Annotated in this window: 24 protein-coding genes; 4 read left to right on the forward strand and 20 right to left on the reverse strand. The window is 32.5% G+C overall.

Annotated elements, in window-relative coordinates:
• The first annotated feature begins 378 nt into the window (after positions 1 to 378).
• Positions 379 to 2,265: an AbiA family abortive infection protein gene (locus tag LDP15_RS11620; protein ID WP_225513562.1), complete on the forward strand. Its 1,887-nt coding sequence runs from the start codon at positions 379 to 381 to the stop codon at positions 2,263 to 2,265.
• Here LDP15_RS11620 and LDP15_RS11625 read toward each other — a convergent pair.
• The 9 genes from LDP15_RS11625 to LDP15_RS11665 all read right to left on the reverse strand — a co-directional run bounded on the left by LDP15_RS11625 (position 2,260) and on the right by LDP15_RS11665 (position 6,915).
• The gene (locus tag LDP15_RS11625; RefSeq protein WP_225513561.1) at positions 2,260 to 3,429 is read right to left on the reverse strand and encodes a site-specific integrase; all 1,170 of its coding nucleotides are present in this window, start codon (positions 3,427 to 3,429) and stop codon (positions 2,260 to 2,262) included. The genes LDP15_RS11620 and LDP15_RS11625 overlap by 6 nt on opposite strands.
• Positions 3,426 to 3,626, reverse strand: a complete 201-nt coding sequence (locus LDP15_RS11630; RefSeq protein ID WP_201248385.1) for a DUF3173 family protein — start codon at positions 3,624 to 3,626, stop codon at positions 3,426 to 3,428. Before LDP15_RS11630 ends, LDP15_RS11625 begins: the two co-directional genes overlap by 4 nt.
• Positions 3,627 to 3,644: 18 nt before the next feature.
• Positions 3,645 to 3,899, reverse strand: coding sequence for a hypothetical protein (locus LDP15_RS11635; RefSeq protein WP_225513560.1), 255 nt, complete (start codon positions 3,897 to 3,899; stop codon positions 3,645 to 3,647).
• On the reverse strand, positions 3,896 to 4,240 hold the full coding sequence (locus LDP15_RS11640) for a hypothetical protein (protein WP_225513559.1): 345 nt from the start codon (positions 4,238 to 4,240) through the stop codon (positions 3,896 to 3,898). Before LDP15_RS11640 ends, LDP15_RS11635 begins: the two co-directional genes overlap by 4 nt.
• A 4-nt stretch (positions 4,241 to 4,244) precedes the next feature.
• Positions 4,245 to 4,511, reverse strand: a complete 267-nt coding sequence (locus tag LDP15_RS11645; protein ID WP_225513558.1) for a hypothetical protein — start codon at positions 4,509 to 4,511, stop codon at positions 4,245 to 4,247.
• Positions 4,512 to 4,673: 162 nt separating this feature from the next.
• Complete coding sequence (locus LDP15_RS11650) at positions 4,674 to 5,510, reverse strand: Rep family protein (RefSeq protein WP_225513557.1); 837 nt, start codon at positions 5,508 to 5,510, stop codon at positions 4,674 to 4,676.
• A 379-nt stretch (positions 5,511 to 5,889) separates the two neighbouring features.
• A complete protein-coding gene (locus tag LDP15_RS11655; RefSeq protein WP_225513556.1) occupies positions 5,890 to 6,246 on the reverse strand; it encodes a hypothetical protein in 357 nt (118 codons plus the stop codon).
• A 13-nt stretch (positions 6,247 to 6,259) separates the two neighbouring features.
• A complete protein-coding gene (locus LDP15_RS11660; protein WP_225513555.1) occupies positions 6,260 to 6,634 on the reverse strand; it encodes a hypothetical protein in 375 nt (124 codons plus the stop codon).
• A complete protein-coding gene (locus LDP15_RS11665; protein ID WP_058208222.1) occupies positions 6,631 to 6,915 on the reverse strand; it encodes a hypothetical protein in 285 nt (94 codons plus the stop codon). The genes LDP15_RS11660 and LDP15_RS11665 overlap by 4 nt, the downstream gene beginning before the upstream one ends.
• A gap of 206 nt (positions 6,916 to 7,121) precedes the next feature.
• Here LDP15_RS11665 and LDP15_RS11670 point away from each other — a divergent pair, with 206 nt between their 5' ends.
• The 3 genes from LDP15_RS11670 to LDP15_RS11680 all read left to right on the forward strand — a co-directional run bounded on the left by LDP15_RS11670 (position 7,122) and on the right by LDP15_RS11680 (position 9,201).
• On the forward strand, positions 7,122 to 7,424 hold the full coding sequence (locus LDP15_RS11670; protein WP_225513554.1) for a helix-turn-helix domain-containing protein: 303 nt from the start codon (positions 7,122 to 7,124) through the stop codon (positions 7,422 to 7,424).
• Positions 7,425 to 7,434: 10 nt separating this feature from the next.
• Positions 7,435 to 8,793, forward strand: a complete 1,359-nt coding sequence (locus tag LDP15_RS11675; RefSeq protein ID WP_225513553.1) for a hypothetical protein — start codon at positions 7,435 to 7,437, stop codon at positions 8,791 to 8,793.
• A 306-nt stretch (positions 8,794 to 9,099) separates the two neighbouring features.
• On the forward strand, positions 9,100 to 9,201 hold the full coding sequence (locus tag LDP15_RS11680; RefSeq protein WP_225513552.1) for a putative holin-like toxin: 102 nt from the start codon (positions 9,100 to 9,102) through the stop codon (positions 9,199 to 9,201).
• Positions 9,202 to 10,638: 1,437 nt separating this feature from the next.
• Here LDP15_RS11680 and LDP15_RS11685 read toward each other — a convergent pair.
• The 11 genes from LDP15_RS11685 to LDP15_RS11735 all read right to left on the reverse strand — a co-directional run bounded on the left by LDP15_RS11685 (position 10,639) and on the right by LDP15_RS11735 (position 19,505).
• The gene (locus tag LDP15_RS11685; RefSeq protein WP_011915250.1) at positions 10,639 to 10,920 is read right to left on the reverse strand and encodes a hypothetical protein; all 282 of its coding nucleotides are present in this window, start codon (positions 10,918 to 10,920) and stop codon (positions 10,639 to 10,641) included.
• 329 nt (positions 10,921 to 11,249) lie between these two features.
• Positions 11,250 to 11,396: a hypothetical protein gene (locus LDP15_RS11690; RefSeq protein WP_225513551.1), complete on the reverse strand. Its 147-nt coding sequence runs from the start codon at positions 11,394 to 11,396 to the stop codon at positions 11,250 to 11,252.
• A 550-nt stretch (positions 11,397 to 11,946) separates the two neighbouring features.
• Entirely contained in the window at positions 11,947 to 12,399 is a 453-nt protein-coding gene (locus LDP15_RS11695) for a GNAT family N-acetyltransferase (RefSeq protein ID WP_225513550.1), read from the reverse strand.
• Between the two features lie 491 nt (positions 12,400 to 12,890).
• Positions 12,891 to 13,496 (reverse strand): helix-turn-helix domain-containing protein, encoded by a 606-nt coding sequence (locus tag LDP15_RS11700; protein WP_225513549.1) that lies wholly within the window; start codon positions 13,494 to 13,496, stop codon positions 12,891 to 12,893.
• 146 nt (positions 13,497 to 13,642) lie between these two features.
• On the reverse strand, positions 13,643 to 13,819 hold the full coding sequence (locus LDP15_RS11705) for a hypothetical protein (protein ID WP_003140242.1): 177 nt from the start codon (positions 13,817 to 13,819) through the stop codon (positions 13,643 to 13,645).
• A 51-nt stretch (positions 13,820 to 13,870) separates the two neighbouring features.
• Positions 13,871 to 14,062 carry a hypothetical protein gene (locus LDP15_RS11710; protein WP_058208346.1) on the reverse strand — a complete coding sequence of 64 codons (192 nt, stop codon included), beginning with the start codon at positions 14,060 to 14,062 and terminating at the stop codon, positions 13,871 to 13,873.
• Positions 14,063 to 14,425: 363 nt separating this feature from the next.
• A complete protein-coding gene (locus LDP15_RS11715) occupies positions 14,426 to 15,115 on the reverse strand; it encodes a Crp/Fnr family transcriptional regulator (protein ID WP_225513548.1) in 690 nt (229 codons plus the stop codon).
• An 85-nt stretch (positions 15,116 to 15,200) separates the two neighbouring features.
• Positions 15,201 to 15,746 carry a DNA-binding protein gene (locus LDP15_RS11720; protein ID WP_225513547.1) on the reverse strand — a complete coding sequence of 182 codons (546 nt, stop codon included), beginning with the start codon at positions 15,744 to 15,746 and terminating at the stop codon, positions 15,201 to 15,203.
• 48 nt (positions 15,747 to 15,794) lie between these two features.
• Positions 15,795 to 16,022, reverse strand: coding sequence for a heavy-metal-associated domain-containing protein (locus LDP15_RS11725; RefSeq protein ID WP_012898751.1), 228 nt, complete (start codon positions 16,020 to 16,022; stop codon positions 15,795 to 15,797).
• 702 nt (positions 16,023 to 16,724) lie between these two features.
• Positions 16,725 to 18,587 carry a heavy metal translocating P-type ATPase gene (locus tag LDP15_RS11730; protein WP_225513546.1) on the reverse strand — a complete coding sequence of 621 codons (1,863 nt, stop codon included), beginning with the start codon at positions 18,585 to 18,587 and terminating at the stop codon, positions 16,725 to 16,727.
• 295 nt (positions 18,588 to 18,882) lie between these two features.
• A protein-coding gene (locus tag LDP15_RS11735; RefSeq protein ID WP_373442494.1) for an IS6 family transposase occupies positions 18,883 to 19,505 on the reverse strand; the annotation gives its coding sequence in 2 pieces (ribosomal slippage) (positions 18,883 to 19,328 and positions 19,328 to 19,505; 624 coding nt in all).
• Positions 19,506 to 20,295: the final 790 nt, after the last annotated feature.

Raw genomic sequence — 20,295 nt, forward strand, 5'->3', positions numbered from 1 at the left:
TTATGGCTTCTATAAATTTTATCTAGCATTGTTTTAAGTGAGTTTACTTTTGATATCTACTAAGTTTTAACAACTTTTATTCTCACGTGAAACAAAAAGAGGGCATTTTAGTCCTTTTCATTCTCTAATTTAATTTCACTACTTAGTATAACAAGTGATACAAGCTACACCCTTGACACCACTAGGATAGTTAAAGTTGTATCACTTGTACACCCCCTCATTACAAATCGCAATAAAAAAAGAACTTAACCTCATATTTCATAGGGATTGAAGTTCTTGTTTTTTATTTTTGGTAGCTGAAATGGTATCCAATTAATAATTAGCTATTTTATTTTGGTAAAATAGAATAAATAGATTTTTAGAACAGGGAGTAGGTAAATGATAACTTTGCAACATCAAGATTGGGAACGTGCAGTCAATATGATTAAAAACATTCCACCAAGTGCCAAAAATAAATACTTTCAAACTTTTCCTTTCTTTTTGTTAAGTGAAACCAGCTGGGAAGAGTTACTTTCTGAAAATTTTTTCTACTCATATATAAAGTCAGGAGAGTTTCTGACTTATCAAGAAAACCTTTCATTCTACGATAGGACAATTCAAAAGAGCCATGGAGCATACCGACAAACTCGAATTGTATCTCCAATCATCTATATATTTTTAATAGCAATTGCTTCGCAAGTGGAAAGAATATATGTTGAAAAGCGTACTAATGATATGTCAGTATATTTTTCAGGTTCTTTTGAAAAAGAAAAAAACACTGCACATTATAAACAAAGTTATAACGCTTATATGACTGAACTTAATGCCTGTCAAGAAGAGTTTGATTATTATTTTCAAACAGATTTTTCAACATTTTTTCATCTAGTAGATACAGACAACTTATTCAATAAAATAGACCAATTAGATCCGAAAAGTGCATTAGTCTACTCTTCCCTAATAAAAATGATTGGACAAGGAAGAATGCCCATAGTTGATGGAAATTCAGGTCTTTCTTTTTTAAATACTGTTGTGTATCTAGATGACTTTGATAAAGAAATTATTGATTCCTTAAAAACGATAGTTGAAATCGAAAGTTTTAAACTAGTTCGATATGTAGATGACTTACATATTTTCATAAAATGTGCAAATAAAGATTTAGATTTTTTAAATTATAAAGTATATAATTTGTTATGCGAAAAAGCAACGAAACATCATCTTGAGATAAATTTTTCAAAAACAAAATCATTTACTCCCACAAGTGAACTAAGCACTAAAATGAATACAGATTTGTATAATTTCTTTGTGTATAACGAAGATGTTGATTTTGAGCAATATTTTTCAAAAAATACCTTAATAGAATTTCTAGATAAATTAAATAATATGTCTGTTAATGCTGACTTTTCAGAGTACGAAAAAGAAGTCCTGCATACATTGGAAAACCCTGAAATAGTATCTGACGGAAGTTATATATTAAACGCTATTGTTTACAATAAAAGTACGTGGTCACAGGATTATGATATAAAAAATAAAATTAGTTTATTAGTAAATAGTAATTATAGAAAACTAAGATATTCTGCAAAAGCACTCATAACTCTTGTCTTGAATACAAGAGATGGTGATATCATAAAAGGACTACTTAATAATTTATTTACTACATTCAAAAATGGTACAAATGATATTATTGATGAAATTATATTAATTGAATACTTGGTACAAAGAAAGTTTAATCATAAAGATTTAATGACTATCTTGAAAACTGACGACCATGGTATTAAGGAATATATTAAGGCATATCAAACTTCTGATTTCATAAAAAGTCTAGAAAAAAATAAAATTATTTTTTATACTAATCAGAAAGAAGTTTATCCTTTAATAAGTAAGGATACAATACTCAATTTCATATATTTTAGAGCTAAGTATTTTGAATCCTTAGACCAAGTTCTTGAATCCTTTGCATATTATAAAAACTATTTTGATAGGTTTGTTGCTCACGCTATGTTCTGTACAGGATTTGACTCTGGAAGAAAACCTAATTATAAGCTGTATTATAAAGAAGGAAAGTTAATAGATGGGTTAAAACAACTAAATTTTCTATCTTCTGATGAGATTACAAAAATAATTAATGAAGCACATAAAATTAGAAATAGTAACCCCGTAAGTCACTCTAGTGCTGGCTTACTTCAAAACGAAGATTTTAGTAGATATAGAGTTAAGTCAAGTCTTAATGACTTGAAAATTATCATAGAACAACTTTCAACATTGCTACAAAATAAAAACAGATTATAAAATATTATTATCTGTTTTATTTTTTTCAAAAGAATCAAAGTTTATTAGATTTTTCAACTGTCCTGTTATCTCCTCATCCGCATTTGGATAAAGATGACTATAAATGCCTAAAGTCGTTCTTATATCCGTATGTCCTAAACGTTTTTGAATTAATAGAGGAGTGACATTATACTCATTAATTAATAGAGAGGCATGAGAATGCCTCAGTGCCTTTGCTTGTATTCTTCGAACACCAGCACGCTTACTATATTTTGTAAGCATATCACGGACAAAGTGAGCATCATTAGGCGTTAAATCATAAGAAAGAACAAATTCAAATTTTTCCGAGAGTTCTTTTTGTCGTTCTTTCCAATCTTTCAAGACTTCTATTGTCGTATCATCAAGAGAAATCACTCGTTTTGATTTTTCAGTTTTGAGTTTATTCTTTCTTTCCCAGTTATTCTTATTCGCAAAATCTAAGTTATGGCTAATACTCAGCTTCTTCTTTTCTAAATCGATATCTTCCCAATATAGAGCAAGCCCTTCACTTACACGCATACCAGTAAAGAAGTAAAGCCAAATCATTGTGAAAATGAAATGCTCAAAATAATCAGAGCGGTCTAAGCTATTGATAAATTTCTCAAATTCTTCTGTCGTCCAATAGTCTATGTCAATCTTTTCTAATGGAATATTCCCTACTTTTTGAGCCAAATTATCACGTACCAATCCATAGTTTCTGATTGAATTAAAGACAGTAATCAAGTAGCCCATTTTCTTTCTTGCTCCGTTTTTAGAATATTTTTCTAACAAGAAATTTTTGTATCGAGTAATATCAAAAATGGTGATATCTTTTGGCTTTTTCTTTTCAAAAAATTCTTTCATTTGTCTAAATTCAAAAGTTTGACTATATCTCTTATTGACCGTTACTCGAGCAAAAAAATCAGGCAAATAAATTTCATCTATGAATTGCTCAAAGGACATTTGAGAATAAGCCATACCGCCCATATCATGCACTTTTTTCATTGCTTTTATTCGTGCCTCGTGTGCCTCTTTTGCAGTTCTAAAGCCTCGACGACGTTCTTGATAAGCTTTTCCTGTGGCTCGGTCTATTCCAGCTTTGAAATAATACATATATTTACCTGTTTTATCGTCTTTGGTTACTCCTGTATAGCTTGTTTTACTCATGCAATTTTAGTCCCCAAGATTTCCTCAACAATTTCAAGCGGTACAGTTCCCAAGCGCTTATTATCATAAAAAGTAAAGCCCTTGTTTACCATGATTTGTTTTGCTTGTTTTATCACACTCCGAGAAGCTCCTACTGTGTAACCTAGCGCTACTAAATCCTTGTACTGTACGACCGCTGGTGCTACTTTTTTCTTCATTTTCCTAATCCTTTCTGCTTACTCACTAAAATCTAATGTTACGGTTCGTTCACTTCCACAATGCTCACAATGAATTGGAAACGTCCCAAAAGTTAACCCTTTAAGATATTCACTTCTGACAAGTGCTGTAATATCAGTTCTTTTTAGACATTTGCCGCAGACCATACCATGATGATTTGACATTATTTCTTTTTTAAGCGATTCATTTTGCTTAATTTTTGTCGTCACACCCTCAAGCTCAAATCTACTTTTTTTACTTTGTTCTTTAATCATTTTTCTTCCTCCTCATTACTTAAAAGTATCTCAACATCCCCAATTCGAGTGAGTTTACTTGTATTCTTTCCCCAATTTTCTGCTTTTGAGAAGTCTCCAAGTTTCTTCAAAAATTCAAAACCGTCCACAACTGGAACAATCCCAGCATTTCCTCCTTCTTTGTCAGTCATTGAATTTCCTAAGACTTCCTTATCTAGCTCAAAATATTGCCATGAATCAATATAACCCTTATTTACTGCCTCTCTAGCTATCATTTCCGCAATTTCTAATGGCATAGATACCCAACCATTCGCAATAAATAGACATTCCGCAAGTGTTAAAACCGGCTTTACTTTTTCCATATTTTCAATCCTTTTTTTCTTTTTCTAAAATTCCAAGTATCGTTAGAATTTCTTTCGCTGCTTTTTTTATTTGATTTTCGCTCTCAATATTTTTACAAATAACCGAACCTAAGGTAAATCTATCTCTATTTTTAGGGTCGTACAATCGAATGACAAATTCTGTTTGTTTATAGCCTAGGCTGATACATTTGATTTCAATTGGTAGCCTCCGATTAATTTCGTGCCTTTTTATCCGCTTAATTTCGAATTCTTCAATCTGTTCATTGGGCATTAAATTATTGACAACCGTTTCTAGGGCATCTGTACTTGTTAGAAAGAAATAATCTGATAAACAATGCTTATCTTTTCCTCGTGAATTACTAGGACTATAAGTTTTAGGGTCAAAACGATCTAGAAATTCTTTATTTGAAAGTTCTAAACCGCTAACTTCATTCTATAATGAAGCTTTTTCTCCATCATATAGCCCAGCAATATCAAACGTTTTATTTTTCCCACTTGCTGGCACCATGTGAATATGGTCTGATAATAATAAGCACATACACTTGGCTAACCAGGTTTTACCCACTTCACTATCTCCCCAAATAAAGAAAGTAGTCAAGTTTCGTCCTTTTAGTTTATAGTCTTCTGCCTTATTTTGAATATACTCTTTAAAGTTTTTTTCAAATATTCGACTGTATTTATTCCAAAGTTTTATCCCTTCAATTTCATCAAATTTATCTATCAATAAATCACGTGCTTTTAACCAGTATAATTTACCATTCCCAATATCTATTGACAGCCCCATGACAATTTCATCCACTTCTTTTTGAGAAATCGTCCTATCTGACTTATTTTTAATGAGTTCAAAATAATCACAGTTGATAGTCTGAACTTCATCAATATTATATTGATGTTTGCCGTCATCCATTGCTTGACTGGTTCTATGTGTTAAATATCTAGCGGAACTGGTAATACTTCGAGCATTCGTACAATTCGCCTCACGAGATACGCTAAACATTTTCATAACCGCTGTTTGTGTTTTTGCCTCTTGAAAATTTTTCAAAATATGGACATGCAGTGGTTTAGGTAAACCATCCTCTAAAATATCTTTTCCGTGAAAAATGTAAGCACACCAACCATCATCAGTATTAAAAGCAATTAATCTTTCTATCTTAGCTTTCCATTCTGCTGGAGTGATAGCAGAAATTAAATTTCCTTTGTCGTCATGAATTTCATAATCATAGTTTAATGTGACGTTCCACGTTCTAAATCGTTTATCATTTTTGGCCATTTTACCCCCTTTCTTTCAAATTATCAGAATAGTTTCTGTTTTGAGGAACAATTACACAAAAGTACCCCCTGTGTAAAAACCACTCTATTTTTTCCTTTATTTTCAATCCTCGCTTCGCGCACCCTAGACGGAGTTACAGGGTGCGCATTATTAACTATACCAATTAAAAGTCATTCGCCATTACATACTATGCAGGCGATTTTTGCTACAAAGTCAAGCTAATTTCACAATCTTTTTAATTAAAATTTAATTTTATAAAATCAGTTTCTTATCGAGAGTGCCTTGTTAGCGGAGCTTCTGACTACTCGCCCTTATCGCCTGGAGGGCGACAGGCTACGTAGTCAGACCACAACGCACTCTCTGAAACTGATTTTATTTATTATTTATTTAATTCTTGTCCCTTACTTGCTTTTTTCAAAATACCTGAATACCAAGGGATAACTTCATTCTTGGTAAAATAATACCCATTATTCGTCACTTCTAAAGCGATTTTATCATTAATGGAAACTGCTGGTTTATCCATGGTTTTCACTAAAAAGGTTTGACGGAAAATCGGAATACCCGTATCCATAATTTGAATCTCTGTGCGATAACCGTCAGGAACAGAGGTTTTTGTTTCGCTATCCCATTTTGTTTTTTCTACAGGTTCAGCATTGACATACAACTCTTTTGCATTCTTAATTTGTTCCAAAATTTCTTGGTCTGCTTTTTCAATATTGATTTTAATTTGTGCCATGAGAGCACCTCCATTATTTCTTTTTTAATTTATTCATTAATCCCCTATTTTCGAGGTTTTTTATGCGTTCAGTTAGATCACTTGTATTTGTTCTCAAAGTATCAAGCTCACTTTGTTCTTTTTGGAGTTCTTCAACTTCCTTATTCCCAAAGACTTCACGAATTGCTTCCACTTTATTTTTCCCAGTTTTTAGCAATCTATCAAACTCTTTAAAGCATTTCACATCTAGATCATCGAAATCATAAGCAGTTCTATTTTTCCGCCCTCGACCGTTTCTAACTTTAATTCGATTAAATTCGTTTCCGGAAATCTTAGTAATTTCTCCACGCCATTTACGAATAGTATTATAAGGACGGTCAATTGCTTCAGCAAGTTCTCTATAATTCATCCAGCTTTAATGACAGCTTCAATTTTTCTGAATTTACTTGCGTCAACATTATCAGTACGCCAGTTTTTCTCAACTTCTGAAAGTCCACTAATTAAATGGTCGGTATAAACTTCTGTCATTTCGCAAAGATTATTGTAATTCATAATCATTTGTTCGTTTGACACATCTTTCAAATCACTTGTTTCTGTTGGGAGAAGTCGTCCCATTAACATGACATTTGAGATGATTCCCAGTCCTCTGATTAAATCATCTAATTCAACTTTATTTTCTTGATTTTCCATATGATACCTTTCATGCTATAATATAATTGTTTACTTTTTAATGCGATTAAATGCTTGTCCGAGCATTTAGTCGTTGTTTTTGTTGTTTAAAGACTGTAAGCAACACCTCACTTTCATTTACAAAAATAATTTAAATTAACCAAATGTATTCAAAACGACTATATACATAGTGTATTCTTTTTGAATACATTTATCAAGGTGAAACTATGTTAAAAGACCGATTAAAAACTATACGCCTCCAAAAAGGCTTAACAATGGTTCAAGTTGCCGAAAAGCTTGGAGTCTCCTACCCTGTGTATAGTCAGTGGGAAAGAGGAAAAAGAACTCCGAAAGAAGAGACTATACAAAGACTAGCAGAAGCTCTTGAAGTAACTCCAGACTATTTAGCAGGAAGAACAGGAGATCTAGATGATATTTTTAATGTCATCAGAGAAAACAATCCCAGTGAGGAAGACAAAAAAGAGATTATAAAGTTAATCAAAGAGTATTTTTCAAATAAAGTAATATGAGGAGTTAAGTTTGCCAGAATTAAAATTTGAGTTAATGCTTATTAACAACAATAAAGTAGATAAAACAAAAGAAATTACTTTAGACAATTTGAAAATATGGTTCAATAAATCGTGCATCACCTTTCTCGATAACCCTGATGACCAAAAGTTAAAGTTTAAGTCTAAAAATGGTGAAATACTATTCTCGTTTGAACTATTTGAATATAGTTCTAAAAATAGTACATCAGCATATATCTTGACACTAAAATCTCTTACGAATGTATACAAGAAAAAGATTTTTCTCTATAGTGATTTTGTCAAGGAAATAAAAATAATATTGAATAGAAATCACTGTGAGTCTTTTTTTCTTAATCGAGAACTATCAAAATATTATTCTAAAGAATTGTATGGTATTTTCAACGATTTTGAAGTAACTCTAAGAAGACTTATGCATTTAGTCTTTTTCAAAAACTATGGCCATCATTGGGAAGAAAAGTTCATTGACAGAAAAACTTTAAATGATCTGAAAGGAAAGATAAAAAATTCCAAAAGTGATCATATCATTGAAGAAATGAACCTATATGATATAGAGTCTTTACTGTTTAAAGAAATTGTCATTGAATGTAAAAAAGATTCTATAACTACTTTTGAAATAATGCAAGATATTGGAAGTTATGACAATCCTAATTATGTAGTATCTCCTGAGTTCATATTAGGTAATAGTGATGGGGTCTTTAGAAAATTTTCACTTTGGGAAGAAGTATTTTCAAAACATATAAGTAAAGAGTTTCGAGGAGACACTTTTGAACAAAATTTTAAGAAAATGCGCCAAATTAGAAATCAAGTGGCACATAATAAAAAAGTGAATTATTCTGAATTCGAATTTATAAAATCTTTTTTAAAGAAATTTACAAAAGAAATGACATTAATTTCTATAGAAGCTAGTTACGAAAACATTCTAGAACTTTCAGCTTCACTTGCATCTGCTATCCAAGATTCAATAAGTCCTATATTCGAAAATTTAAAGTATCTAAACTCTTTAACAAATAATCCAAAAATGTTAGAACTCTCAAAATCTTTATCAAACTTCCAGATTGATCCAAAAATTGCGGGACTTTCAAAATCTTTATCAAACCTCCAAATTGATCCAAAAATTGCGGGACTTTCAAAATCTTTATCAAACCTCCAAATTGATCCAAAACTCTTAGATTTTACAAAGAATATTCGCAATCTTGGAACCTTTAAAACAACACAAGAACTTTCGAGACCTTTTGCAAATTTTGAAAGTGATTCCGACTCTCCTATAACAGACACCGAAAATCATGATGAAGACACTAAAACTGGAGGAACAACTGGAAACAAAGATCAACATTCGGATATCGATTGTTAAAAGAACGATTACACTCAAATTTAAAAACAGTCTCATTATCTTTAACATACTACTGTCTTTGAGCCCTTCGTTGATCTTGTCGTTCCACTCGTACACCCACTTATTTTAATAGTTGACATTTTCCAAAAAGTAACACACTCTCAGGATCGTAAACACAAAAAAAGCACCTATTTGGTAGATAGGTGCTTTTTCAATTTAAAATATGCTATAATAATTTTTAGAGAAAGTTTATGCGGTTGGCTCATTATAGAAATGGGGTGATGCCTATGAATTGTGGCATATGTCCCAGACTAGAAAGGCTTATATTTGAGTATTTCAGATAGCTTAACTCTGATGATTGCTTTTGCAAGTTTCATTGTCATGCTTCTCAATCTCATTATTGCGATTGTAAAAAATACAAAAAAATAGACCGCTAACTTTTGGCAGAGTATCGGTCTATTTAGATTATACGAAGTCAACCGTCTTAAACGGTCTCTTTAAGAGCTTGTTATCAGCAAGCTCTTTTTCTTTTAAACTTATTGTACCATTTTACTAACTTTTTTGCTAGCTTTTCTACTAACTTTTTTACTAACTTTTTTACTAACTTTTTACTAACTTTTTGGTAGCTAAATTGGTAGCCAAACAAAATAATATAACATTTTTTCACAAAAACTAATAAACTAAAAGCCCTTTATATCAACCATTTAATATCAAGATAACAAACTCCTAGTCTTAGCTTTTCGGGGTGTTCGTGCATTCTCAACGCTCACTCCTTACGCTTTGCTCGGAGCTATGCTTACGGTCATGCACGAAAATAACTGTTATTATAATAATTCTATTATAACGTTTTTTATAACCTGTTACAAGCTCTTAAATCGACATCTAAGACACTTTAGAAATTCTGCTTAAATGATCAAAAACAAATAAAAAGGTCCTTAAAATAGAAAATACGGCCATTTCAGCACTAATTTCTTGTTATCAGATAAAAACCGTACGATATAATGGATATTGGCGTTAAAGCCTATCCTAAAAAAAAGAAAGGAGGTAGCACCATGAATCAATTCATACAGTTTGTTTCTGCTCTTGCTGTCAGTACACTGACAGAGTCTTTTAAAGCTTGGCTTAGCGATAAAAGGTCTAGTAAGAAACACAAAAAATGCCATTAAGTTTTTATACCAGATACGGCAATACCTGGTATTTTTTTATAAAAAAATAGAGCCCGGCAAGTCTCTATTTCTGGTAGCACTATGATGCGCAAACCAATTCATACGTTAAGTAAAATTTATCACATCTTCTTTTTTTTGTCAAACTTACGCACTTGAACAACGTTATATTTCAAAGAGAAAGTCCTTACAACCATTTTTAAACAGATATTATGATAACTAATCATATTACCGTCGTCAAAAACTTATTTTAAATAAAAATAAAAAGACAGGAATGTGATAAACCTATCTTTTTATTAGCAGGACGATATACTGCACATCCAAACTTCGTTATACCATTTTATTATCTTAAAACCAAATACGTTTGTCAATAATTTATATCAGATTCATAAGATAATTTGATAGTTATGATAATGTTCTCATAATTATCAAAACGTTTCTCATTTTATTTTCCTATTTTTTATCCAAGAGCATAAGGGAAACTGTCCCCAAAAGTTGATGTAAGTCGTAGTACGACTTGTTTTAGAGAGAAATCAGATTTTTTCTCATTTATAGTGTTTGTAAAGTGTTTCAAATCGCTCAAATACAGCTTTATATAAAATGGAGAAATTAGAAAAACCTCATAATATAGTCTTTTAAAGGATTGTCCAATGCTTAAAAAGAGGCAATAATCAAGCTTATGCTTTGCTTTCATAATATTTTTTTACTGATAAACCCATACATTGGCATGCGGAAAATCTGATTTTACCGTTTCTAAAATGATACTTACTGGTTTTGATAATATAATCTCATCGTTCGAATCATGATTCCGCTTTATCTTTTTATAAAGATCACTTTGGGTCACCCATTGAACTTCTTCAGATAATTCTCTTTTTGCATTCTCCCAGTAAGAATCATTGACACAATAATCACCCAATATCATCGTTTGCCAATTCATTGTCCCCATATTTTTTGATGGAGATAAAGCGGTCACAAAATATTTCAATCGTCATTCCTCCTGTAATTGTTTGTTGCTCCGTTGGTATTCCTTATTACAAAAAATCATACGACAGTCTTGAAAAAACGGAAGTATTCGTTGGAATACCCTGGAAGGACTTATATTAGGCTCAGTGTGATGTTTTTATCCGTTTTGAATGTTACTTACGATAAACTACGTAAGGCTTCTTAAAATGAAAAATATGAGTGTGTAAAGCTACTTCAAAATTTAGTCATTTTTTGCCAACCCATTTATTTTTTAATTTCTAAAAACCCACTTTGGGGAGAGTTTTGCTCTCGCGGGCATAGCAAGTGGGTGCCCAAATCCATATTATTCTATTACTTTTTAACTAACTTCTTTTCTTTTTTTGATATTTCGACTTTTAAAAAATCTCGTTCATCTAGTGTTTGTTTTACATCCTTGAGCGTTGATTTTTTGAATGTTAAACGATCATTGTAATCCTTAAAGTTAAATCCAAATCCCATAGTAGTCTCTTTCTATTGATGTGTATAATCTCATTGATTGAAGGTATTTTAATTAGATCGGGAATATTATCATTGTATGATATGTTTTATTAAAGTTGTTTTTTTGATTTTACATTTACGTGAGTTTTTCCAGTACTTGCGAAAGATGTAAAACCAGCACTAAATAATACGACACTAAGTCCAAAAACAATTACTAATTTTAATTTTTTCATATTTTTATCATTAATACCCTTGTCCAAAAAGCGCTGCAATCATTCTAATAACAAAATCCCAAAAATTGTTCTTTTTTTCCCAAGTTTTTATTTTTTTTTCTGTTTTTTCCACTCTTCTTCATTCATTTAAAAAGCCTTTTATAATATTTTTTTATTGCAACTTAAATATATTTTAGCATGTTCAAAATTAAGATCAATTCTCTTTTATCCCTTTTGCCTCTTGTCGCTCCGCTTGTACACCTAAAAATATAGTGACCTCATTGCCGAAAGAACTTGCGCAGGCTGATCCTTTACATGATTTCAAAGCTAAGCAATAAGATAAATTGACGCAATAGTAGTTAGACATCCGTCGTACTGCTTACCATTAGAACTGATTCCTCTAACGCTTCAAAGCCATTTTTAGTATAGAAATTTTCAGCTGGTGTGCTACGGTCTGTGTCGAGCATGATTGCAGAGATTGAACGTATGTGTAATTCTTGTTTTATATGTTTTAAAAATATCGTACCTAATCCGGAATACTGCTTGGTATTGTCAATAAAAAATGTATCTAGAATGTACTCGGTGCCTTGATACCATGGTTTAATAAAGCCGAGAGCAACGCCAATAAAATCGTTAGAGTGGTCATCGTGTGCAATAAATCCGATAAAGGTATTCATTGCGTAAATATTTTGAATGTATTCATTGATGTGAGTAGGATCATGTGTTTCATTCCAAGGCTCGGCAGCAAATAAGTCGACATATTTTTTTACAATTAATGGAAAATCAGTCGTTTCTATAGGACGTAGTTTCATAGTAGTCTCCCTTTTATCTTTTCTTTCCTCTAGTATACTAGATTTGAGTCAACATTACTTTTAACATCTGTTAAATAGTATGCCAATTCCCATTTAGGAAGTGTTGTTTTCTCTTACTTTATCATTTTATTTTTTAAAATGTGAGATAAAAGATTTATCTATTCAACGTTACCACGAGCGAAAGCGAGTTTTATTCAAAACACTCCTTTTAAAGTGTCATTGCTACTATTTTCGTAATCGAGTGTAGCGACATTTATCAAATCAAAAGTATTATTTGATTATTGATATAAAGGGTACTGTATTAGGTACTCCTAAATAAAAATTTACGTAACGTAGTTTTGGAGATTTGTGTACACAGACCCGTTGCTTGCCAGTAACTTTTAAATAGACTGAGCAAGCGACGGGTTTACCATGGTAAATCCAAAAAAAGCCACAAAACGATGTGACTTTTTTTAATAATTATGGTGTCTCTCCGCTCGATAACAAAAACTTTATAGACTATTAAAGAAAGAAATGAACCAAGTTATAAAACCAAAAATCGGGAAAATCATCCACCAATAGATTGAAAAAAATTGCCAAAAGTTTTCAAAACGTTCTTTTTTTTCTTTTAATTTAATTCCCTTAGTAAGAGGGTACTTTTGATCTAGTGTTTCATTTAATTTAACTCCTAGATAATAATTTGCTAGACCTATTAACAACAATAATAAACTTACCCATGCTGGCCAAGAAAGTGTAGTGTTATAGCCAGACGCTAATTCATTAATTTCAACACCTAAAATTGACATAACCAAAAGTATAGCTGCTATAACTAATAAAGTAATTGAGACGGTTATAGTTCGTCTATATTTCAGTTGAATAAGCTGTTCTTTAGACATATCCATGATTTCTACCTCTTTTGCTTCTTCCTCAATGCTTTCAAAGAGTTCACTTACGGGAACTAAAAGTGCATTAGATATTGATGCTAAAGTATCTAAACTAACATCCGTTCCATTTTCTATTCTCTGAATCGTTCTAACAGTTATATTTGCTTTTTCAGCCAGTACTTCTTGAGTCCAACCTCTTTTTTTTCTTAACTCAGCCACTCTATATTTATTCATGAATATATAATAAACTATTTTTTAAAACATGTACACGACAGATAGACGACAAAAGAACGACAATCTACCGACACAAAGGTAAAACAACAGTTTTAGAGGAAATAATAAAAGCAGTAATTATACTAAAAACTGCTTTTATTATTGTTTTATTTTTCATGTTGTTCTGTTTTGGACTTTTTATTCTTTAGTTTTTTATATTCTTTATTGACATCAGTCCAAATTTTATTATCTTCTTTTGAAAAATTGGCTTGTAATTTTTCTATTTGCTTAAAAAAGTTATCATTTGAAGGAGGTGGAGTAGGTGTTGGTGTCACAATTCCCATAATATTATACTTACACTTTTTAAAAGTGCCCTTTCTTTAAAAAATTATGATTTAAACATTTTTTAATAAACCATTTATAAATCCAACAATAAAATCATAAATTATTGGAAATGCAAGGCCTAATGCTGAAAAGATAAAGCCAAAACGACTCCATTTATTCATTTGTGAATAAAAACTTTTAAAACCGAACATCATAATGACTAATCCTATAACAGCAATGTAATAACCAATCGTATAAATCATTTAATTTCTCCCAGCTCTTTATTAATTATTCTAACTTTTTGAATTTTTTATCCAGAAAAAATTTAAAGGAATAGAAATAATAAGGACAATAAAAGTCCAATGATACGAGCTATCCAAATATTAATATTAGATTTGGCACTTAATATATCTAAAACCAAATTACCAAGATAAACAGAAAATAAAAGCTATTAACATGATTTTCATACCTTTGCTCATTTTATATTTCATTGTTATCATCTTCTCTTAAAAAGTTTATAGTATTTAAATTAAAATCGCTATCGTAAAAATATCTGGCATTAGGTCTGGATCTTGTGTAGGATTAGAATCTATTGCGTCCTTTTTCCATTGGCTCTTTAGACCATTTTAAGCGTAATCATCTTCAAGGCTATCAATATCTAGTATTTTGATTATCTTTCCTCGGCGCTCAATGAATCCTTTTTCTTCGAGTGTTTTGAACTTACGAGAAATAGTTTCGGGAGTTGTTCCGATGAACGTTGCAAGATCTTTCATTTTCATTGGAATCATAACAGAATTTGAATCTACTACTTTGACGAGTTGCAAAAGATAATTAGCGATTCGACTTTCAACATCTTCCATCATGAGAAATTGTGCTTGATATTGCATTTCCGCAGCTCTTCTCACGGTGGTTTCAAGCAATTTTAAACTGAGCTCGGGATATTTTAACAATAAATTTTTGAAATCTTGTTGTCGCAAAAAGCAAATTTTTGTTTCTTGCAATGTTTCGCCATAAAGATTCTCATTCACTACTCCAAACAAGGCGTCTTCACCTGCGTATCCACCAGGTTCAATTACACGTAGTAACTGCTCTTTACCAGCGCTAGAAAGCTGATATATCTTCAAAGTACCGTGCGCCACAATTGCGAGTTGAGGCACCGTAAAAGGGCTGATGACCGCTTCGCCCTTTTCAAAAGTCTTATGATGAACAACCTGCTCAACTTGCGCCAGTTCACTTTCTGAAAGTAAAGCAAATAGTGGGACAAACTGTACACAGTGGTGTTCATCATGACTAAAATGATGTTTATACTTGCTCATTTTGGTAATTCTCCTTATCTTATTATCGCGCTAAAATTATAAAACTGCAAGCTTTGTTCAATTAAAGCCTACAGTTTCGTAAAAATTAATTGTCATTATCTTCATCTTCGTCATGAAAATCAGCAACAGCTTTACCCAAATCACCTGCCAAGTGACGAATAACTTGAAGATTGTAGCCGTAAAGTTCGACTACAACAGCCGCCAAAGCAAATTTTTCTTCTTTATTTGCTAGCTTAATTGCTCGCGTAATGAACATATTTTGTGCTTGAAAATCTGCAATGAAGCTTTCAAGTAGAGCTTCATCAGTCCAATATTTGGCTTTTGGATCCTCAGTAATGAACTTGTGATACTTTAAAAATTCTTCAGTTGTACTTGGTACAATCTCATTTTCGTCAAGAAGTAAACCCGAAATTTTAAAGAAATATTCATCTTCTTTTTTTGCAATTTCACGTAAATACTCACACTTAACTGGGCTTTTCGCGTATATTCCTGCTTGAGTCAGTCGTACATTTTCAATGAATAAATTGGATAAGACATGTCCTAGCATCGCACCAGCCGTAGGCTTGTGGTGGTCAACCTCTGCTTTATCAAGTTCTTTAGCATATTTTTCATCAATCGTTAATTTAGTCATCAATTTTTTCCTTTATTCAATTTATAGTGCTGTCTTTACTGGTAGAAATCACACAACAGTTACTTTGCTACTCAAAACAGGATATCCAAGTTTCTCAACCTTGCTGATAAGTTCATCAGCACTGACAACATTTTCGTCAAATTCTGCTTTAACTTTTGATGCATTGAAAAGCACTTTTGCATTTGCTACACCCTTAGTTGTAGTCATTGCTCCTTCGATTTTTGCCATGCAAGATGGGCAGCTCAATTCATTGAGTTTCATAATTACTTTTGACATAAGATTCACCTCTTTCTCTTTCTTTATAAATTAATTATAACTCGTTAGTACTAGCAAAAAATTGATATCTATCAAGAATATCAATTTTATTTTTTTATCTACAAAATAATAAAGTTTCTCGAGTCTCTTTTTTAACGCTGAATAACCTTCTATGAGGAGCGCAATCAGCACCAGTTAGAGTCTGCCGAGATAGTCAGCAGTACGCTGTTTAAATCAATCCCTAATTTTGCCTGTATGAGATTTAAAAGAGCAAAACCATTAGTGATTTTTTTAAAACATCCATCGTACATAAGATGTTTGAAGTGTTCTGAAAACGCTATGTCCCCTCCTATCTGACAATCTTCCTGTCTAGCAAATGTGTGTGTTTCCTTTTTAAATAATTGTCATTTGGAACTTCCTATCTATTTTTATAAAAAAGTTATATTGAGATAGGTATCAAAGCTTTTAAACAAGTTCAAATCCCTAACGTGCTACATTGCTTGCGATAGTTTCTCTCATAACCTCAAATTCAGTGTCTTATTGAACCTCCCTATTAGTAAGGAAAACTTTAATTGTAAAGATTCTAGAAGCAATCGAAAATGTCTCGATGATTTTATCAAATCATTTTTGATAAAATCATTATAAACTTTATTGATATCAAAAAAATGATTCCTTTCAAAAAAAGAAAACAAACCGCGTAAATTTTGGTTTGTTTCCATTCTTCTATTTCTCTCGATACCTAATCAGTCGCATGCCATTGACAATGACGATAAGGATACTGGCTTCGTGGACGAACATACCTGTGCCCATGTTGACAAAACTAGGTACTAATCCTGTACCTCCAAGAATTAGACCAGCCAGTAAAAAGAGCACAACTACAATCGCAATCACAATATTTTGTGTCATGTTGGCAACCGTGCGTTTACTCAAACCATATGCATGGACAAGTTCGTCAAAACTGGATTTCATTAGCACGATATCGGACGTTTCAATCGCAGTATCAGTACCAGAACCCATTGCAATACCTATATTAGCAAGTGCCAAACTAGGAGAATCGTTGACACCATCACCGATAAAAGCAATTTTTTTACCAGAGTTTTTGAGTGATTTGACAACTTCAGCTTTTTCTTCAGGCATGAGATTGGCACGTACTTCATCGATCCCGAGTTGGGCGGCGACTGCTTTAGCTGTTGTCTCGTTGTCTCCAGTCAGCATAATCATACGAGAAATACCTTCGTGGCGTAGTTCTTCGAGGGATTCTTTGACACCAGAACGTATTTCGTCCGCAATACCATAAATTAGTTGCAATCTGTTATCAGCTGCGACCAAAACAACTGATGCACCTGAATCAGTGATTTCTGTGATGTCCTGTTTCTGCTCGGGAGAAATCGTAATATGATTAACCACCATCATTTTTTCATTACCAATCAATAGGTCGTCTGCGATGATTCCCTGTCCTTTAACAACGTCTGTTTTTTTAAATTTGATAGGATTGAATTTTCCGATCATGCGTACAACTGCCGTTGCTAATGGGTGATCAGATTCATTTTCTGCTGAAGCAACTGCATCAATCAATTCTTTTGAAGCACCATAATTTTTGACAACAACAACTTCTGTATTGCCTTTCGTCAGAGTACCCGTCTTATCAAACAGAAGCGTATCAATGTGACTGAAGGTATTCATAACATCACCTCCCTTGATAAGGACGCCTCTTTTTGCACCATTACCGATTCCTGCAACATTTGAAACAGGTGCACCAATCACGAGGGCACCAGGGCAACCAAGCACGAGAATCGTGATGGCTAGTTCTAGATTATGACTAAAAACCCAAGTAATAGCTGCAATAACAAGTACCGCTGGCGTGTAATACTTAGCAAAGCGGTCGATGAATTTCTCAGCAGGAGATTTAGTATCTTGGGCTTCTTCGACAAGTTCAATAATTTTACCAAATGTTGTATCTTCGCCGACTTTTTCTGCTTCTACGTAAATTGTACCGTTTTCTAAGATAGAACCTGCAAAAACTTTGGTACCAGCTTCCTTTCTGATTTCACGTGATTCACCTGTGATACTGGCTTCGTTGACGTAGCCAGATCCTTGGTAAATACGACCATCAACAGGAATTTGACGTCCGGTTTTTACTAAGAGTTTGTCGCCAATTTCAACTTCATCGATGCCCATTTCTTCGCCATCAGCAGATAGGGCTGTGCTGGGTGCCATATTCGTGAGTTCTTTGATACTTGATCGCGTTTTTTCAAGCGTTTTTTTCTCCAAAAATCCACCGAAAGCGAAGAGAAAAGTGACAATTGCTGATTCTTCATATTCACCGATGAACAAAGCACCGATAACTGCAATAGAAACTAGCAGGTCAATCGAAATTTGTTTCACTTTGATTGCTTGATAGGCATGAATTGCAACAGGTATCAAACCGATAATACTTGCAATAATCATTGTCGAATTCCAAATCCATATTTGATTTACACCATATTTACCAAGGTATCCGAGTACAATGAGAATGGCTGAGAGGATAACCAAGTGATTACTGTGTTGTTGAAGTCGTTTTTGAAAGTTCAGTGTTATTTTTGCCATATTTTCTACTTCCTTTAATTTTCTTTATGATACTAGTATAGCGCTACCCTTACAGATAAAAATTGATAACTATCAAGAAAATAAAACGATTGAAAAAAGTCATATAATAAGGGAAAATGACTTGCTGCAAACAAGTCCAATATAGCCGAGTAAAAGTCGGTGGTCGTATTTAGTTCGAGAACCGTTAACTGATGTGCCCCCCCAAAAGTTGAGACGGTTCTTATTTTTGGTGATTTTTTAATCAACAAGATGACAAACGTAAGCAAACTGATTAGGAAACTACAAATTGCAGTCACTAACATACCTTGATTTCAGTAGACACCGAAAAGCCGAAGAGCGTTCCATTTCTTCGGTTCTTTTTATATATTCCTCGAAGGGTCTCCATGCCCTTAATCGTGGAAGAGGCTGTACGGAGACTTTGATAAAATTTATTTCGTCGTTTAATAGGTCGATGGTCTTGTTCTATTAAATTGTTAAGATACTTCACAGTTCGGTGCTCTGTCTTAGTATATAAACCCACACTCTGTAACTTTCTAAAGGCGGAGCCAAGAGAAGGTGCTTTATCGGTCACAATTGCTTTCGGCTCACCAAACTGTTTATGGAGTCTTTTTAAGAAAGCATAGGCTGCTTGCGTATCCCGTTTCTTTCGTAACCAAATATCTAAGGTTAAGCCGTCCGCATCAATTGCACGATAAAGATAATGCCAATGTCCCTTAATTTTGATATAGGTTTCGTCCATTTCCATGAATAGAAGGATTGTCTATTTTTCTTCTTCCAAAGATAATAGAGGACTTTGCTGTACTCTTGCACCCAACGATAAATCGTAGTATGACAAACATTTATTCCACGATCATATAACAAATCCTGAACTTCACGATAGCTTAGATTGTAACGCAGGTAGTAACCAACAGCGCTTATAAAATATCAAAGTTCTCCTGATTATGATGGTCAAGTTTGTGAAGTAGATAATGTTTCTATAGGAAATGCTTTTATAAAATGTGTCACTGTAGAGGAAGATGGACTTCTTTTACAGTCTTTAAATATAGAAGAGGATCAAAATGGAGAAAGAAAATTTCCAGATATAAAATTATATTGGGATGATAATCCAAGAATTATAGGAAAAGTAGTTGCTGCATTTACTCCAATTGAAAGAGATTTTTTTACTTAAAAATTTGGAGCTTTAGCTCCTTTTATTTTTTTTTTGAAAATTCGTTAGTTATTTTATTATAGAATAAGAATTATAGTTATATATATAAAGTTATAGTTACAGTTACAATTAAGGGGCAATTTTAAGGCTTAACCATACGGTTTATAGCTATTAATATCGTAAAAATGTTGTACTGAGGAGTAAAAATGTTGTACTGAGGGGTAAAAATGTTGTACTGGGGAGTAAAAATGTTGTACATATGTCGTAAAAATTGCGTATTAGGGAGTAAAAATTGTGTACCTATGACGTAAAAATGTTGTATATGGCCGTAAAAATGTTGCTTGTGACGTAAAAATGTTGCTGTAAATCGTAAAAATGTTGTATTATTACTAGACAAGAATAAAAAAATAGTGTATATTAATAAAAACAAAGGTTATGACGTAAAAATGTTGTATTTTATATAAGTTTTTCTATCTTTCTTATATATAGTGAAAGAAAAATACACAATTTTTACGATTAAATCAGATATTATTTTATCTTGATACTGAAAGAGGGGTTAAA

Origin of the sequence: Lactococcus sp. SK2-659 (assembly GCF_020218185.2) — a bacterium.
Lineage (GTDB): Bacteria > Bacillota > Bacilli > Lactobacillales > Streptococcaceae > Lactococcus > Lactococcus lactis.

Excerpts from the sequence above, each read along its gene's own strand:
- LDP15_RS11620 (WP_225513562.1), top strand. The coding sequence starts at position 379 with ATGATAACTTTGCAACATCAAGATTGGGAACGTGCAGTCAATATGATT.
- LDP15_RS11625 (WP_225513561.1), bottom strand. The coding sequence starts at position 3,429 with ATGAGTAAAACAAGCTATACAGGAGTAACCAAAGACGATAAAACAGGT.
- LDP15_RS11630 (WP_201248385.1), bottom strand. The coding sequence starts at position 3,626 with ATGAAGAAAAAAGTAGCACCAGCGGTCGTACAGTACAAGGATTTAGTA.
- LDP15_RS11635 (WP_225513560.1), bottom strand. The coding sequence starts at position 3,899 with ATGATTAAAGAACAAAGTAAAAAAAGTAGATTTGAGCTTGAGGGTGTG.
- LDP15_RS11640 (WP_225513559.1), bottom strand. The coding sequence starts at position 4,240 with ATGGAAAAAGTAAAGCCGGTTTTAACACTTGCGGAATGTCTATTTATT.
- LDP15_RS11645 (WP_225513558.1), bottom strand. The coding sequence starts at position 4,511 with ATGCCCAATGAACAGATTGAAGAATTCGAAATTAAGCGGATAAAAAGG.
- LDP15_RS11650 (WP_225513557.1), bottom strand. The coding sequence starts at position 5,510 with ATGGCCAAAAATGATAAACGATTTAGAACGTGGAACGTCACATTAAAC.
- LDP15_RS11655 (WP_225513556.1), bottom strand. The coding sequence starts at position 6,246 with ATGGCACAAATTAAAATCAATATTGAAAAAGCAGACCAAGAAATTTTG.
- LDP15_RS11660 (WP_225513555.1), bottom strand. The coding sequence starts at position 6,634 with ATGAATTATAGAGAACTTGCTGAAGCAATTGACCGTCCTTATAATACT.
- LDP15_RS11665 (WP_058208222.1), bottom strand. The coding sequence starts at position 6,915 with ATGGAAAATCAAGAAAATAAAGTTGAATTAGATGATTTAATCAGAGGA.
- LDP15_RS11670 (WP_225513554.1), top strand. The coding sequence starts at position 7,122 with ATGTTAAAAGACCGATTAAAAACTATACGCCTCCAAAAAGGCTTAACA.
- LDP15_RS11690 (WP_225513551.1), bottom strand. The coding sequence starts at position 11,396 with ATGGGATTTGGATTTAACTTTAAGGATTACAATGATCGTTTAACATTC.
- LDP15_RS11695 (WP_225513550.1), bottom strand. The coding sequence starts at position 12,399 with ATGAAACTACGTCCTATAGAAACGACTGATTTTCCATTAATTGTAAAA.
- LDP15_RS11700 (WP_225513549.1), bottom strand. The coding sequence starts at position 13,496 with ATGAATAAATATAGAGTGGCTGAGTTAAGAAAAAAAAGAGGTTGGACT.
- LDP15_RS11705 (WP_003140242.1), bottom strand. The coding sequence starts at position 13,819 with ATGGGAATTGTGACACCAACACCTACTCCACCTCCTTCAAATGATAAC.
- LDP15_RS11710 (WP_058208346.1), bottom strand. The coding sequence starts at position 14,062 with ATGATTTATACGATTGGTTATTACATTGCTGTTATAGGATTAGTCATT.
- LDP15_RS11715 (WP_225513548.1), bottom strand. The coding sequence starts at position 15,115 with ATGAGCAAGTATAAACATCATTTTAGTCATGATGAACACCACTGTGTA.
- LDP15_RS11720 (WP_225513547.1), bottom strand. The coding sequence starts at position 15,746 with ATGACTAAATTAACGATTGATGAAAAATATGCTAAAGAACTTGATAAA.
- LDP15_RS11725 (WP_012898751.1), bottom strand. The coding sequence starts at position 16,022 with ATGTCAAAAGTAATTATGAAACTCAATGAATTGAGCTGCCCATCTTGC.
- LDP15_RS11730 (WP_225513546.1), bottom strand. The coding sequence starts at position 18,587 with ATGGCAAAAATAACACTGAACTTTCAAAAACGACTTCAACAACACAGT.